The following is a 13,836-nucleotide window of genomic DNA, read 5'->3' on the forward strand; positions in this document are numbered from 1 at the left end:
AAGTTTTACGGAGCGCGTGCATGTTCGAGTTGGCGGACTGTCCGTCTTCTCGATCAGGGCACGAGATAGAGGTGTCGATGCCTACATTTTCCCGCAGCCTCGAACAGTCGCTCCATCGCGCTCTGGCTCTCGCGAACGAACGCCACCACGAATATGCGACTCTCGAGCACCTGCTGCTCTCGCTGGTGGATGATCAGGACGCGGCTGCGGTCATGCGGGCCTGCAACGTCGATCTCGACAAGCTCCGCCGCAACCTCGTCGAGTATGTGGACACGGAACTCGAAAACCTGGTGCAGGCCGGAGGCGACGATTCCAAGCCGACCGCCGGCTTCCAGCGCGTGATCCAGCGCGCGGTGATCCACGTCCAGTCCTCCGGCCGCGAGGAAGTGACCGGCGCCAACGTGCTGGTCGCCATCTTCGCCGAGCGCGAGAGCCATGCCGCCTATTTCCTGCAGGAGCAGGACATGACGCGGTACGACGCGGTGAACTACATCTCCCACGGCATCGCCAAGCGGGCCGGCATGTCCGAGAGCCGCCCCGTGCGGGGCGCCGAGGACGAGACCGAGACCAAGTCCGGCGAGGAGCCGAAGAAGAAGGCAGATGCGCTCGACGCCTATTGCGTGAACCTCAACAAGAAGGCGCACGAGGGCAAGATCGATCCGCTCATCGGCCGCGACAAGGAAATCCAGCGCACCATCCAGGTGCTCTGCCGCCGGCAGAAGAACAACCCGCTGTTCGTGGGCGATCCGGGTGTCGGCAAGACCGCCATCGCCGAGGGATTGGCGCGCCGCATCATCAATGGCGACGTGCCGGAAGTGCTCGCTACCGCCACCATCTTCGCCCTCGACATGGGCGCGCTGCTCGCCGGAACCCGCTATCGCGGCGACTTCGAGGAGCGCCTCAAGCAGGTGGTGAAGGAGATCGAGGCTTACCCGAACGCCATCATGTTCATCGACGAGATCCACACGGTGATCGGCGCCGGTGCCACCTCGGGCGGCGCCATGGATGCCTCGAACCTGCTGAAGCCGGCGCTGGCCTCGGGCACGCTGCGCTGCATGGGCTCGACCACCTACAAGGAATACCGTCAGTATTTCGAGAAGGACCGGGCGCTGGTGCGTCGCTTCCAGAAGATCGACGTGGCCGAGCCGACCGTGCCGGACACCATCGAGATCCTGAAGGGCCTGAAGCCTTACTTTGAGGACTATCACAAGCTGCGCTACACCAACGAGGCCATCAAGGCCGCGGTGGAGTTGTCGGCCCGCTACATCCATGACCGCAAGCTGCCGGACAAGGCGATCGACGTGATCGATGAGAGCGGCGCGGCGCAGATGCTGGTGCCCGAGGCGCGGCGCAAGAAGACCATCGGCCTCAAGGAGATCGAGGCGACCGTCGCGACCATGGCCCGCATCCCGCCCAAGTCCGTCTCGAAGGACGACACGGAGATGCTGTCCAACCTCGAAACCACGCTGAAGCGCGTGGTGTACGGGCAGGACAAGGCCATCGAGGCGCTCGCCTCCTCCATCAAGCTCGCCCGCGCGGGCCTGCGGGAACCGGAGAAGCCCATCGGCTCCTACCTGTTCTCCGGCCCCACCGGCGTCGGCAAGACGGAGGTGGCCAAGCAGCTGGCCTCGACCCTCGGCGTGAACCTCCTGCGCTTCGACATGTCGGAGTATATGGAGCGCCACACCGTGAGCCGCCTCATCGGCGCGCCTCCCGGCTATGTGGGCTTCGATCAGGGCGGCCTGCTCACCGATGGCGTGGACCAGACCCCGCACTGCGTGCTGCTGCTGGACGAGATCGAGAAGGCCCATCCGGACCTTTTCAACATCCTCCTGCAGGTGATGGACCACGGGAAGCTCACCGACCATAACGGCAAGCAAGTGGACTTCCGCAACGTGATCCTGATCATGACCACGAATGCGGGTGCGGCGGACCTCTCCCGTGCAGCCTACGGCTTCACCCGCAACAAGCGGGAAGGCGATGACGTGGAGGCGATCAACCGCACCTTCGCGCCGGAATTCCGCAATCGTCTCGATGCGGTGATCCCCTTCGCCCACCTCTCGCCCGAGATCATCGGGCTGGTGGTGGAGAAGTTCGTCCTTCAGCTGGAGGCGCAGCTCGCCGACCGGAACGTCACCATCGGCCTGTCCGACGAGGCGACCCGCTGGCTGGTGGATCGCGGCTACGACGAGCAGATGGGCGCCCGTCCCATGGGCCGCGTCATCCAGGAGTTCATCAAGACGCCGCTGGCGGACGAGGTGCTCTTCGGCCGGCTCAAGAATGGTGGCCACGTCCGCGTCGTCGTGGTGGGCGAGGGCACGGCGGCGAAGCTCGGCTTCGAGTTCCCCGACGGCCCGATCACCCCGAAGCCGGACAAGATCCAGCCGGCCGCTCCCAAGCGGGCGCCCCGCAAGCGCGCAGCGCCCCGCACCTCCAAGGACGGCGGCAAGGGCGGGCCGAAGGGCGGCGGCTCCGGCGGCAGCCCGCGCCGGGGCAGCCCGGTGCCGAAGGTGCCGCTGGTCAAGGCCTGAGCGGTCCGGCACAGACAGTCAAAGGGCGGCTTCGGCCGCCCTTTTTCATGGGTGCTGGCTTGAAGCGGGTTGCGCCTCGAAAGCGGCGCGTGTCAGCCGATAGAGCACATGCCGCTTCAGGCGGTGGCCGCTCGGCACCAGCGGGCTGTCGAAATCCTCCGCCGGATCGCGGGTCATGCCGAGGCGGTGCATCACCGCCTGCGAGCGGGTGTTGGCGGGAACGGTGAGCGCCACCACCTCCTTGAGGTCGAACCGGGTAAAGGCATCCGCCAGCGCGAGGCGGGCGGCTTCGCTCACATAGCCATGGCCCCAATGGGCCTTTTGGATGCGCCAGCCGATCTCCACCGCCGGGGTAAAGGCCGCCGCATAAGGCACATGCACGAGGCCGGTGTAGCCGATGAAGGGCGAGACGCCCGGCACCTCCATGGCCCAGAGGCCGAAGCCATAAGCGGCGAAGTGGCGCTCGATGCGCTGGGCGACCGCATCGCTCTCCGCCCGGCCGTTCACCGGCATCAGATGTTCCATCACGTCCGGGTCCGCCAGCATCTGGGCGAGGCTGTCCCAATCCGCCTTGCGCCACAGCCGCAGGCGCACGCGTGGGCCAATGAGCGCTTCCGGCGGGGTGGAATAGGGCAGGTCCAGCATGGGAAAGCCGGCGGGCGTGCTCATGGGATCTCCGTCCGCAGGCGCTCCGCCACGGCGAAGCTCGAAAACACCCGGTCCCCGAAGGACCGGACAGAGCGCAGCCCGAGGCTGGAGGTGAGAAACACTTCTTCGGCGGTCATCACATCGTCCGGCGTCAGCGGCCGTTCCACGGCGCCACTCGCCAGCACCTCTGCCCGCATCACGCCGGGCAGGGCGCCTTCCGACAGGGGCGGGGTGAGAAGCTGGCCGTCGCGTTTCACGAAGAGATTGGCGATGGTGCTCTCGGCGAGGCGCCCTAGCGTGTTCAGGAGGAGCGCATCATCGTAGCCGGCGCGCTGCGCTTCCTGCCGGGCGAGGATGTTGTCGAGATAGTTCAGCGACTTGATGCCGCTCAGCGGCGAGAACTCGTTTCGCCGCGTGCCCTGTGCCAGCATCAGGCGCGCGGGCGGCGCGGGGGTCGCCAGGGGCGCGGTGGTGACGAGCAGGGTCGGTTGCGGCGCCTCCGGCGGCAGCACGCCGCGCGGTCCTTCGCCGCGCGTGAGGGTGAGGCGCAGCACCGCATCGGTGAGACCGTTGGCGGCAAGCAGTGCGGTTGCGATGGCGGACAGATCAAAGGTCGGCAGCGGCAGGCCGATCACCTCCGCGCCCCGCGCGAGCCGGGCGAGGTGGGCGGACAACCGCAGGGGCACGCCTTCCCGCACGGCGATGGTTTCGAACAGGCCGTCGCCCAGCATGAAGCCGCGATCGCCGGGGGCGACGCGGGCGGCGGCGGCGTCGACGAGCGCGCCGTTCAGCCACAGCGTCATGGCGTGTCTCCCGCCACCGCCTTCAGCAGGGGTGCGATCTTCACGAGGCTCTCCTCATATTCCGCCGCAGGGTCGCTGTCGGCGACGATGCCGCCGCCTGCCTGCGCCACCAGGGTCTCGCCCGCGCGCACCAGCGTGCGGATGACGATGGAGGAATCCATGGCGCCGTCAAAGCCGATCCAGGCGACGCTGCCGCAATAGGGCCCGCGCGGCGCGGGCTCCAGTTCGTGGATGATCTCCATGGCCCGCACCTTGGGCGCCCCAGTGATGGAGCCGCCGGGGAAACAGGCACGCAGCAGGTCCACCGGCCCGCGGCCGGGGGCAAGGGCGCTCCGCACCTCGGAGACGAGGTGATGCACGCTGGCGAAGGTCTCCAGCGCGCAGAGCGCCGGCACGGCGACGCTGCCGAGCCGTGACACACGGCCGAGATCGTTGCGCATGAGGTCCACGATCATCAGATTCTCGGCCCGGTCCTTCTCGCTGGCGAGAAGCGCGGCGGCGAGCGCCGCATCCTCGGCCGTGGTGCCGCCGCGCGGCCGGGTGCCCTTGATGGGCCGCGTCTCCACGCCGCCATCGGGCGCCACCTTCAGGAAGCGCTCGGGCGAGGCGCTGATGAGCGAAAGGTCCGGCCCGCAGGCGAGCAGGGCCGAGAAGGGGGCGGGGGAGAGGGCGGTCAGCCGCCGGTAGAGGTCGTAATCGGACAGGCCCTCCGGGCGGCGGCTCAGGAAGCGCTGGGTGATGTTGGCCTGGAAGATGTCGCCGGCATGGATGTAGTCCACCGTGCGGCCGATGCGGGCCTCCATCTCTGCGCGCGAGAGTTCTGCCGTCCAGTCCGCGCGGGCCGTGATGTCCGGCGGCTTGTCCTCGGCCGGTGCCTTCGAGAGGCGGGCGAGCAGATGCGCGGCCCGCGCCTGCGCCCGCGCCGTCCGGGCCTCAAGGGCCGTCTCCGGCAAGCCGGTGGAGATCAGGACGGCCGCCCGCGCCGCATGATCGAAGGCGATGACCACGTCGTAGAGGCCCATCACCATGTCGGGGATGGGCAGCCCCGACTTCGGCGGCGGCAGGCGCTCCACATGCCGACCCAGCTCATAGCCGAGGAAACCGACCGCGCCGCCGGCGAACGGCACGGGCGCAAGCCCCTCGGGTGCCGAACAGGCGGCGAGCTGCGCACCCAGAACGGTGAACGGATCGCCCGCCACCGACGCGCCATCCACCCGCACACCGTCGGCGTCCGCGACGATGACCCGGAAAGGTTCGGCGGCGATGTAGGAATAGCGCCCGCGCGCGCCATCCTGCGCCGCGCTGTGCAGCAGGGCGGCCATGGGGTCGTCCGCAAAGGCTCGGAACAGGCGGACGGGATCGCCATAGGCGATGGGGACCACGTGCACGGGCGGGGCATCTCCGGGCTGCGGCGATTCCACCGCGTGCCGTAACATTCACCTTGCGGTAGCGGGCGCAAGCCCTCTCCGCACGTCAGCCCGCCAAGCCATGCATCCCGTTGCCTGCCGCGCCGGGCGGACCGATGCTAAAGCACGCAGCGGCCTTGCCGAAGGCCGGTCCCGTCACCGCCCGAAGCCCCCGCCATGCTCGACACTGTTCCCGAAGCCCCTCCGCCCATGTCCCACGGCGCCCTGCATTATGCGCTGGCCGGCGTGCGCGGAGCGATGTCGGTGCCGCTGCTGGTGCTGATCGCCTCCTATATCGGCTTCGGCGGCCTGCTCCATGGCGTCGGTTTCCCGCTGCTGCCGGGCATGCTCTCCACCATCTTCATCTGGGCGCTGCCGGCGCAGGTCATCCTCATCGGCGGGCTCGCGGCGGGCACGGCGCTGCCGGCGATTGCCCTGGCAGTGGGCCTCTCCTCGATCCGCCTCCTGCCCATGGTGGTGGCGCTGGCCCCCTTCACGCGCGGGCGTCACCGCTCGACGGTGGGTGAATTCTGCGCCTCCCATTTCGTCGCCATGACCATGTGGGTGGAGGGCATGCGGCTCCTGCCCAAGGTGCCCGTGGAGGGGCGTCCAGCCTATACGCTGGCCATGGGCGCCACCTATGTGGGGGTGAGCACGCTGGCCACCTGGGCGGGCTTCGAACTGGCGGGCAGCCTGCCGCCGGCCTTCGGCGCGGGCCTGCTGTTTCTCACGCCGGCGTCCTTCACCATCCTCATGGTGCGCAATTCCCGCACGGCGCTGGACTGGATGGCGCTGGCGTTCGGCCTCGCCTCGGCACCGCTGGTGGCCGGGCTCGATGGCGGCATGGACCTGATGATCGGCGGCGTCGGCGGCGGCACGCTCGCTTATGGCATCGCCAGGCTCCTGAAGCGGAGGGCGGCATGATCTACGACAACGCCCTCGTGGCGGCCCTCATCGTGATCGTGGTGGGTTTCCTGCCGACCGAGATCTGGCGCTGGCTGGCGGTGGTCGCCGGCCGCCGGGTGGAGGCGGGGAGCGAACTCTTCCACTGGATCAAGGCGGTGGCGACGGCGCTGCTCGCCGCCGTGGTGGGCCGCCTCGTCTTCATGCCCACGGGCGCGCTGGCGGAGGTGCCGCTGTCGCTGCGCCTCGCCTCGGTGGGGGCAGGCGTCCTCGCCTTCCTCCTCATCCGCCGCTCGGTGCTGGCGGGCGTGTTAGCCGCGCAGGTGGTGCTGCTCGGCGGCATCTGGTGGCTCGGCATCCACTGAAGCCGGCCTGATCCCGAACGCTGCAAACAAAAGGGGCGCCCGAAGGCGCCCCAGTCTGGGAGAGACCCGTAAAGGTCTCCGGTCGATGCGGACGCGCTGGCCGTGAAGCCAGCGCGAACGGCATCAGACCGAGTAGTACATCTCGAACTCGACCGGGTGCGGGGTCATCTCGAAGCGAGCGACTTCCTGCATCTTGAGGTCGATGTAGGACTCGATGAAGTCCTTCTGGAACACGTCGCCCTTGAGCAGGTAGTCGTGGTCCTTGGCGAGCGACTCGAGCGCCTCGCGGAGCGAGCCGCAGACGGTCGGGATCTGCTTCAGCTCGGCCGGGGGCAGATCGTACAGATCCTTGTCCATGGCCGAACCGGGATCGATCTTGTTTAGGATGCCGTCCATGCCGGCCATGAACAGGGCCGAGAAGGCGAGGTAGGGGTTCGCGCCCGGATCGGGGAAGCGGACCTCGACGCGCTTGGCCTTCGGGTTGTTCGTGTAGGGGATGCGGCAGGACGCCGAGCGGTTGCGGGCCGAATAGGCCAGCAGCACCGGGGCCTCATAGCCCGGGACCAGACGCTTGTAGGAGTTGGTCAGCGGGTTGGTGAAGGCGTTCAGCGACTTGGCGTGCTTGATGACGCCGCCGATGTACCACAGGCACTCCTGCGACAGGTCGGCATACTTGTCGCCAGCGAAGAGCGGCTTGCCGTCCTTCCAGATGGACTGGTGGACGTGCATGCCCGAGCCGTTGTCGCCATAGACGGGCTTGGGCATGAAGGTCGCGGTCTTGCCATAGATGTTGGCGACCTGATGGATGCAGTACTTATAGACCTGCAGGTGGTCGGCCATGGTGACGAGCTGGCCGAACTTCAGGCCGAGCTCGTGCTGGGCGGAAGCCACCTCGTGGTGGTGCTTCTCGACCTTGGCGCCCATCTTGGCCATGGAGGCGAGCATCTCGGAGCGCATGTCCTGGGCGCTGTCGAGCGGGGGCACCGGGAAGTAGCCGCCCTTGGTCTTGATGCGGTGGCCGAGGTTGCCGCCTTCATAGTCGGTGTCGCCGTTGGTCGGCAGCTCGATGGAGTCCAGCTTGAAGCCCGTGTTGTACGGGTCGGCCTTGAACTTCACGTCGTCGAAGATGAAGAACTCGGCCTCGGGGCCGAAGAACACGGTGTCGCCGATGCCGGTGGACTGCAGGTAGGCCATCGCCTTCTTGGCGATGCCGCGCGGGTCGCGGCCGTAGGGCTCGCCGGTGGTCGGCTCGAGCACGTCGCACACCACCGAGAGGGTGGTCTCGGAGAAGAAGGGATCGACGCAGGCGGTGGTGACGTCCGGCATCAGGAGCATGTCGGACTCGTTGATGGCCTTCCAGCCGGCGATGGACGAGCCGTCGAAGGCCTGGCCTTCGGCGAAGAAGTCCTCGTCGACCATGGTGATGTCGAAGGTCACGTGCTGCCACTTGCCGCGCGGATCGGTGAAGCGCAGGTCGACGTATTTCACGTCGTTCGACTTGATGAAGTCGAGGACTTCCTTGGCCGTCTTCATTTGAGTAAACGCCTTTCCTGAAGGTAAAGGTAGGTAAGGGCTGGGAGAGGAGATCAGATGGCGTCGAGCCCGGTCTCGCCGGTGCGGATGCGGATGGCTTCCTCGATGCTGGACACGAAGATCTTGCCGTCGCCGATGCGTCCGGTCTGAGCGGCGCGGAGCAGGGCTTCCACCGCCTTCTCGACCATGTCGTCGGCGAGCACCACCTCGATTTTCACCTTGGGCAGGAAGTCCACCACATATTCGGCGCCGCGATAAAGCTCGGTATGGCCCTTCTGGCGACCGAACCCCTTTGCCTCGGTGACCGTGATACCTTGCAGGCCGACTTCCTGAAGGGCCTCCTTCACTTCATCGAGCTTGAAGGGCTTGATGATCGCCTCGATCTTCTTCATGCGCTCCGTCTCCCGTGGCCCGTCCTCTCCGCCGATTGGGCGAGCCGCACAACTGTAAGCACGATGTATGCCATTCGTGCCATTGCAGAGATCGTCACAGCTGTGGATGGTGTTGTCTGCCTAAATAGTATGCGATGTGCCCGCAAAATAGGCGACATTTCGCGGGCGGAAATTCTGTGTATGGATGCCTTTTAGGCAGGGTGATGCGGAGGGCGGTATGAGCGAGCTTCTCGATCCAGGTGAAATGGCGATCGCCGACCGGACGACCATCGCGCAGGGCACGCCCGGGATCACCCTCATGGACCGAGCCGGTGCGGCGGTGGCCGACGTGGTGGCGCGGCGTCCGCTCACCTCCCGCGTGCTCGTCCTCTGCGGTCCCGGCAACAATGGCGGCGACGGCTTCGTGGCCGCCCGCATCCTCGCCCAGCGCGGTTTCCGCGTGCGCCTCGCGCTGCTCGGAAGCATCGAGGCGCTCAAGGGCGATGCGGCGCTGGCTGCCGGCCGCTGGACGGGACCGGTGGAGGATGCCGTGCAGGCGGATCTCTCGCAGGCCGACCTCATCGTGGATGCGCTGTTCGGCGCCGGCCTCGCGCGCGATCTGGAAGGCGATGCGCGGGCGCTCGTGGAGCGGATGGGCGAGAGCGGCAAGCCGGTCATCGCCGTGGACCTGCCCTCGGGCGTCGATGGCGCGACGGGCGCCGTGCACGGCGCGGCGGCGCCGGCAGTGGAGACGGTCACCTTCTTCCGACGCAAGCCGGGGCATCTGCTGCTGCCGGGGCGGGGGCTCTGCGGCAAGGTCCGCGTCGCGGACATCGGCATCCCGGACAGTGTGCTCGCGGAGATCGCGCCCCGCACCAGCGCCAATGACCCGGACCTTTGGGGCGCGCATTTCCCGGTTCCTACCGTCGAGGGACACAAATACGGGCGCGGCCATGCGGTGGTGATGAGCGGCGGGCGCTGGACGGCTGGGGCGGCGCGGCTCGCCGCGCGCGGCTGTCTGCGGGCGGGAGCGGGGCTCGTCACGGTCGCCTGTCCTGAAGGCGCGGCCCTCGTTCACGCCGCCTCCTATGCGGCGCTGATGGTCCGGCACGTGGAGAACAGCGGCGATCTCAGCGATCTCCTGGTGGATCACCGCTATTCCTCTGTCGTCCTGGGACCCGGCCTCGGCGTGGGCGATGAGACGCGCGACATGGTGGAGGCGGCGGTGGCCGAGCATCGCAGCCTCGTGCTCGATGCCGATGCGCTGACGAGCTATGCCGGGGCGCCGCAGGCGCTGGCCGAGCGGATCGCGGGCGCCAAGGCCGCCGTCATCACGCCCCATGAGGGCGAGTTTGCCCGCCTCTTCGCCGACACCGACCTCATTCCCGCCGACGCCGACAAGCTGACGCGGACCCGCGCGGCGGCGCAGGCGCTGAAGGCCGTGGTGGTGCTCAAGGGGGCGGATACGGTGGTGGCGGCACCGGACGGGCGCGCCAGCATCGCGGAGAATGCGCCGCCTTTCCTTGCCACGGCCGGGGCGGGGGATGTGCTCGCCGGCATCCTCGGCGGCCTTCTCGCGCAGGGGATGCCGGCCTTCGAGGCGGCGGCGGCGGCGGTCTGGCTGCATGGGGAGGCCGCCCGCCAGGCCGGCCCCGGCCTCATCGCCGACGATCTGCCGGAAGCCCTGCCCAAAGTTTATGCGGCGCTGTTCGAGGCTTTGGGGGCGCGCGCCGGATGAGAGATGCCCCGGTCGGTTCCGGGGCATCGGAACGGCGGTCAGAAGGGCGCCTCACTTCACCTCATAGGCAGCGGCCGCGACGATCTCCGTCGAGCCGCCCTTCTGGCCGAGGATGGCCCATTTGCCGGCAGCATCGGGCCGCAAGGCCACGCGCACGGTGGCCTTGCCCGGCACAGGCACGGTGTCGTGCCACCAGGGCTTCCAGCCGTCGTCCGCGCCGTCCAGCACGCGCACCGGCATGCCGTGGAAATGCACGGCCACCGGCTCCTCCAGCTTGTTCGCCAGCGTCACCACGGCGGACTTGCCCGCCGCGACCGAGAACAGGGTCGGCAGGCTGGCGAGGTTCGCCGCGCCGGGGCCGAGGGCCAGTTCCGCCCGTGTCGCGCCCTGAAGCGGGATCTCGGTCGGCAGGGCATTGGCGGGCAGGGCGGCGGGCGTCGCGGTCGGGGCCGGCGCGGTGCTGGCTCCCACGGGGGCGATCAGCGCCAGTTGCACCGGCGCCTTCGGCGTCTCGATCTCAAGGATGATGGGGTCGCCCGCGCCGCCACTCAGGTTGACGTCCAGCGCGAGGTCGATGCGCCCGCCCGGCACCAGTTGCGCCCGCCCGTCCTTCAGTACGAAAGGGGAGGTCGGCTGGCCGTCGATGGCCATGACCCAGCTCTGGGCATCCACCACATGGAGCTTGAGGAAGTCCACCGAGGCATTGATGAGACGCAGCCGCGCGCGGGCGGCGGAGGGGGCCTGAAGGGTGGGCGAGACCGCGCCATTCACGGTGATGAGCGGCATGCCGAGCACCGGGTCCGGCGCCCAGGTCTGGATGAGCAGCGTGTGGTCGGCGCCGAAGGGGGAGGGGCCGGGCTCCTCCACGATCAGCGCGCCGGCGAGCGCCCGGCGGGTCTGTGCGGCGTCGAACGCGTGATACCAGAAGGTGCCGGCATCCGGCGGCGTGAAGCTGATGGAGCGGCTGGCGCCGGGCGCGATGGCCGGGCCGGTGAGGCCGGGCACGCCATCAAGCGCGTTGGGGACGCGCACGCCGTGCCAGGTTACGTCCATGGGCGCCTTGAGCGCGTTGGCGGCGGCAACCGAAAGCGTCTCTCCCTTCTTCACCCGCAGCAACGGACCGGGGAGCCCGCCCTCGAAGAGGTCGATGGGCCCGGCACCAGCGAGCTCGATGCGGTCGGCGGTGGCTGCCTTCAGCGAGACCGGCGCTGCGGCCGACTGTGCGAAGGCCAGGCGCGGCAGCAGGCCGCTCAGGGTCAAGGCGGCGGCGCCGGAAAGGGCCGCGCGGCGGGAGAAGGCTGGGACGCGCAAGACGATCGCTCCGCAACTTTTTGAAAGTGCGCCGCGACCTTCCCTCGCCGCATCCCAAAGGGCAAGTGGCGATTGGTGGCACCATTGTGTGGTCCCGCGGGATATGACGCCCCGGGCCGGCACACCATGCGGCTGCCTCCGCATGCGGCCCACGCCGATCAGGGGCCGCCCTGCGATCCGGGCCCGCCGGATCGCAGGGTTGAGAGCCTTTTCGCTGGGTGGCGCCCCGTCAGCCGGCGCGGCCGATGCCGTCGAGGGCGGCGAGGGCCTGAGGGGGCAGGTCCAGTTCCGCTGCCGCCAGATTTTCTTTGAGATGCGCGGTAGATGAGGTGCCGGGGATGAGCAGGATGTTGGGCGAACGCTTCAGCAGCCACGCCAGCGCCACCTGCATCGGGGTGGCCTTCAATCCTTCGGCCACCTCCGACAGCGTAGCGGACTGGAGCGGCGAGAAACCGCCGAGGGGGAAGAAGGGCACATAGGCGATGCCGTCGCGGGCGAGATCGTCGATGAGCGCATCGTCCGCCCGGTGGGCGAGATTGTATTGGTTCTGGACGCAGACGATGGGCACCATCTGCCGCGCCTCGGCGATCTGGCGCGCGGTGGCGTTGCTGAGGCCGATGTGGCGGACGAGGCCTTGATGGCGCAGGTCCGCCAGCACGGCCAGCTGCTCCGCGATGGGGCCTTCGGCCGGTCCGTGCGTATCGAACATCAGCCGCAGGTTCACGACCTCCAACTGTTCCAGCCCGAGGTTCCTGAGATTGTCGTCCACGGCCCGCTTCAGTTCGTCCGGCGAGAAGGCGGGGAGCCAGGACGCATCCGCCCCGCGGCGGGCGCCGATCTTCGTCACCAGCACGAGGTCTCCAGGATAAGGCGCGAGTGCCTCGCGGATGATCTCGTTGGTGACATGCGGCCCGTAGAAGTCGCTGGTGTCGATGTGGTTCACCCCTGCGGCCACAGCGGCGCGGAGCACCGCGAGCGCTTCCGGCCGGTTCTTCGGCGGGCCGAATACGCCGGGCCCGGCAAGCTGCATGGCTCCGTAGCCGAGGCGGTTCAAAGTGCGATCGCCCAGCCGGTAGCTGCCGGCGGCCGTGATGCTGGAGGTGGATGACATGCTGGACATGGGCGTCTCCGTTGGGTGGCCGATGGCTCGCCACAGCAATTAGGCCTTGCCGCGCGCGTCGATAATCCCGCACAGTCCGTACGGCTTGTGCGGATTTCAGAACAATGAGCATCGATCTGTCCGACCTCGGCGCCTTCATGGCTGTGGCGCGGGCGCGGGGCTTCCGGGATGCGGCGCGGGTGAGCGGGGCGAGTCCCTCGGCCCTCAGCGACGCCGTGCGGCGGCTGGAGGCGCAGCTCGGGGTGCGGCTGCTCCACCGCACCACCCGCAGCGTCGCCCCCACCGAGGCGGGCGCCCGGCTGATGGAGCGGCTCGGCCCGGCGCTCGGCGAGGTGGAGGCGGCGCTCGATGTGGTGAACGGGTTCCGGGATCGGCCGGCCGGCACCCTGCGGCTCAATGTGCCGGTGAGCGCGGCGCGCCTCGTGCTGCCGTCGCTCGTGCCGGATTTCCTGGCCGCCTATCCCGACATCCGGCTGGAGATCACGGCGGAGGACACGTTCGTCGATCTTCTGGCGGCGGGCTGTGACGCCGGCATCCGCTATGACGAGCGGCTGGAGCAGGACATGATCGCCGTGCCCATCGGCCCGCGCACGCAGCGCTTCGCGACGGCGGCGGCGCCGGCCTATCTCGACCGGCGGGGTCGGCCGGCGCATCCGCGCGACCTGCTCGCCCATGCCTGCCTGCTCGCCCGCTTCAGCAGCGGCGCCATGATGGCCTGGGAGTTCGAGCGGGACGGGGAGGTGGTGCGCGTCGAGCCCACGGGCCCGCTGCTGGTGAGCGTCGGGGCCGCGACGGAGCTTGCAGTGGAGGCGGCGGTGGCCGGAACGGGCATCATTGCTCTGTTCGAGGACTGGCTGCGCCCGCATCTGGACAGCGGCGCGCTGGAGCCCGTGCTGGAGGCGTGGTGGCCACGCTTCTCGGGGCCCTTCCTTTATTATCCGGGCCGCCGGCTGGTGCCGGCGCCGCTCAGGGCCTTCGTGGATTTCGTGCGGACGCGGCAGTAAGGCTGACGCTGGGTCCGTCTGCGGCGGGCGTTGTCCATAAGCCTGCCCTGGTGACGGGTGCTTTTTCTTGCTGCACGGGAAATCGGGCGTGATATAAGCCCCA

At 68.8% G+C, this 13,836-nt stretch carries 12 protein-coding genes; 5 read left to right on the forward strand and 7 right to left on the reverse strand.

Annotated features, from left to right (window positions below; all coding sequences use genetic code 11):
• Nucleotides 1–77 precede the first annotated feature (77 nt).
• Nucleotides 78–2,531 carry an ATP-dependent Clp protease ATP-binding subunit ClpA gene (clpA, locus tag DFO45_RS11690; RefSeq protein WP_012170123.1) on the forward strand — a complete coding sequence of 818 codons (2,454 nt, stop codon included), beginning with the start codon at nt 78–80 and terminating at the stop codon, nt 2,529–2,531.
• 45 nt (nt 2,532–2,576) lie between these two features.
• On the opposite strand, the gene DFO45_RS11695 is transcribed toward clpA, so the two are convergent.
• From DFO45_RS11695 to pabB, 3 genes are read right to left on the reverse strand one after another with little or no spacing between them, the layout of a single operon-like run.
• Nucleotides 2,577–3,200 (reverse strand): GNAT family N-acetyltransferase, encoded by a 624-nt coding sequence (locus DFO45_RS11695; protein ID WP_245518041.1) that lies wholly within the window; start codon nt 3,198–3,200, stop codon nt 2,577–2,579.
• A complete protein-coding gene (locus tag DFO45_RS11700; protein WP_133865009.1) occupies nt 3,197–3,982 on the reverse strand; it encodes an aminotransferase class IV in 786 nt (261 codons plus the stop codon). Before DFO45_RS11700 ends, DFO45_RS11695 begins: the two co-directional genes overlap by 4 nt.
• Nucleotides 3,979–5,370 carry an aminodeoxychorismate synthase component I gene (gene pabB / locus DFO45_RS11705; protein ID WP_245518042.1) on the reverse strand — a complete coding sequence of 464 codons (1,392 nt, stop codon included), beginning with the start codon at nt 5,368–5,370 and terminating at the stop codon, nt 3,979–3,981. The genes DFO45_RS11700 and pabB overlap by 4 nt, the downstream gene beginning before the upstream one ends.
• Nucleotides 5,371–5,565: 195 nt before the next feature.
• Between pabB and DFO45_RS11710 the strand changes: the two genes are divergently transcribed.
• Both DFO45_RS11710 and DFO45_RS11715 read left to right on the forward strand, forming a co-directional pair.
• On the forward strand, nt 5,566–6,312 hold the full coding sequence (locus DFO45_RS11710) for an AzlC family ABC transporter permease (protein ID WP_245518043.1): 747 nt from the start codon (nt 5,566–5,568) through the stop codon (nt 6,310–6,312).
• Nucleotides 6,309–6,656, forward strand: a complete 348-nt coding sequence (locus tag DFO45_RS11715; RefSeq protein ID WP_133865011.1) for an AzlD domain-containing protein — start codon at nt 6,309–6,311, stop codon at nt 6,654–6,656. Before DFO45_RS11710 ends, DFO45_RS11715 begins: the two co-directional genes overlap by 4 nt.
• A gap of 123 nt (nt 6,657–6,779) precedes the next feature.
• Here DFO45_RS11715 and glnA read toward each other — a convergent pair whose 3' ends face one another.
• Together glnA and DFO45_RS11725 are read right to left on the reverse strand one after the other, a co-directional pair.
• The gene (glnA, locus tag DFO45_RS11720; protein WP_012170129.1) at nt 6,780–8,189 is read right to left on the reverse strand and encodes a type I glutamate--ammonia ligase; all 1,410 of its coding nucleotides are present in this window, start codon (nt 8,187–8,189) and stop codon (nt 6,780–6,782) included.
• A 53-nt stretch (nt 8,190–8,242) separates the two neighbouring features.
• Entirely contained in the window at nt 8,243–8,581 is a 339-nt protein-coding gene (locus tag DFO45_RS11725; RefSeq protein ID WP_012170130.1) for a P-II family nitrogen regulator, read from the reverse strand.
• 217 nt (nt 8,582–8,798) lie between these two features.
• Between DFO45_RS11725 and DFO45_RS11730 the strand changes: the two genes are divergently transcribed.
• Nucleotides 8,799–10,298: an NAD(P)H-hydrate dehydratase gene (locus DFO45_RS11730; RefSeq protein WP_133865012.1), complete on the forward strand. Its 1,500-nt coding sequence runs from the start codon at nt 8,799–8,801 to the stop codon at nt 10,296–10,298.
• A 51-nt stretch (nt 10,299–10,349) separates the two neighbouring features.
• Here the strand turns inward: DFO45_RS11730 and DFO45_RS11735 are convergent, their stop codons facing one another.
• Entirely contained in the window at nt 10,350–11,609 is a 1,260-nt protein-coding gene (locus tag DFO45_RS11735; protein WP_166657108.1) for a multicopper oxidase family protein, read from the reverse strand.
• A 229-nt stretch (nt 11,610–11,838) separates the two neighbouring features.
• Nucleotides 11,839–12,729 carry an aldo/keto reductase family oxidoreductase gene (locus DFO45_RS11740; protein WP_133865014.1) on the reverse strand — a complete coding sequence of 297 codons (891 nt, stop codon included), beginning with the start codon at nt 12,727–12,729 and terminating at the stop codon, nt 11,839–11,841.
• Nucleotides 12,730–12,833: 104 nt separating this feature from the next.
• Between DFO45_RS11740 and DFO45_RS11745 the strand changes: the two genes are divergently transcribed.
• The gene (locus DFO45_RS11745; RefSeq protein WP_133865015.1) at nt 12,834–13,733 is read left to right on the forward strand and encodes a LysR family transcriptional regulator; all 900 of its coding nucleotides are present in this window, start codon (nt 12,834–12,836) and stop codon (nt 13,731–13,733) included.
• Nucleotides 13,734–13,836 lie beyond the last annotated feature (103 nt).

The sequence above is a fragment of the Azorhizobium sp. AG788 genome, assembly GCF_004364705.1.
In the GTDB taxonomy this organism is placed as follows: Bacteria; Pseudomonadota; Alphaproteobacteria; order Rhizobiales; family Xanthobacteraceae; genus Azorhizobium; species Azorhizobium caulinodans.

What these genes read in the sequence shown, in the direction of transcription:
- clpA (WP_012170123.1), top strand. Translation starts at nt 78, where the DNA reads ATGCCTACATTTTCCCGCAGCCTCGAACAGTCGCTCCATCGCGCTCTG.
- DFO45_RS11695 (WP_245518041.1), bottom strand. Translation starts at nt 3,200, where the DNA reads ATGAGCACGCCCGCCGGCTTTCCCATGCTGGACCTGCCCTATTCCACC.
- DFO45_RS11700 (WP_133865009.1), bottom strand. Translation starts at nt 3,982, where the DNA reads ATGACGCTGTGGCTGAACGGCGCGCTCGTCGACGCCGCCGCCGCCCGC.
- DFO45_RS11710 (WP_245518043.1), top strand. Translation starts at nt 5,566, where the DNA reads ATGCTCGACACTGTTCCCGAAGCCCCTCCGCCCATGTCCCACGGCGCC.
- DFO45_RS11715 (WP_133865011.1), top strand. Translation starts at nt 6,309, where the DNA reads ATGATCTACGACAACGCCCTCGTGGCGGCCCTCATCGTGATCGTGGTG.
- glnA (WP_012170129.1), bottom strand. Translation starts at nt 8,189, where the DNA reads ATGAAGACGGCCAAGGAAGTCCTCGACTTCATCAAGTCGAACGACGTG.
- DFO45_RS11725 (WP_012170130.1), bottom strand. Translation starts at nt 8,581, where the DNA reads ATGAAGAAGATCGAGGCGATCATCAAGCCCTTCAAGCTCGATGAAGTG.
- DFO45_RS11730 (WP_133865012.1), top strand. Translation starts at nt 8,799, where the DNA reads ATGAGCGAGCTTCTCGATCCAGGTGAAATGGCGATCGCCGACCGGACG.
- DFO45_RS11740 (WP_133865014.1), bottom strand. Translation starts at nt 12,729, where the DNA reads ATGTCCAGCATGTCATCCACCTCCAGCATCACGGCCGCCGGCAGCTAC.
- DFO45_RS11745 (WP_133865015.1), top strand. Translation starts at nt 12,834, where the DNA reads ATGAGCATCGATCTGTCCGACCTCGGCGCCTTCATGGCTGTGGCGCGG.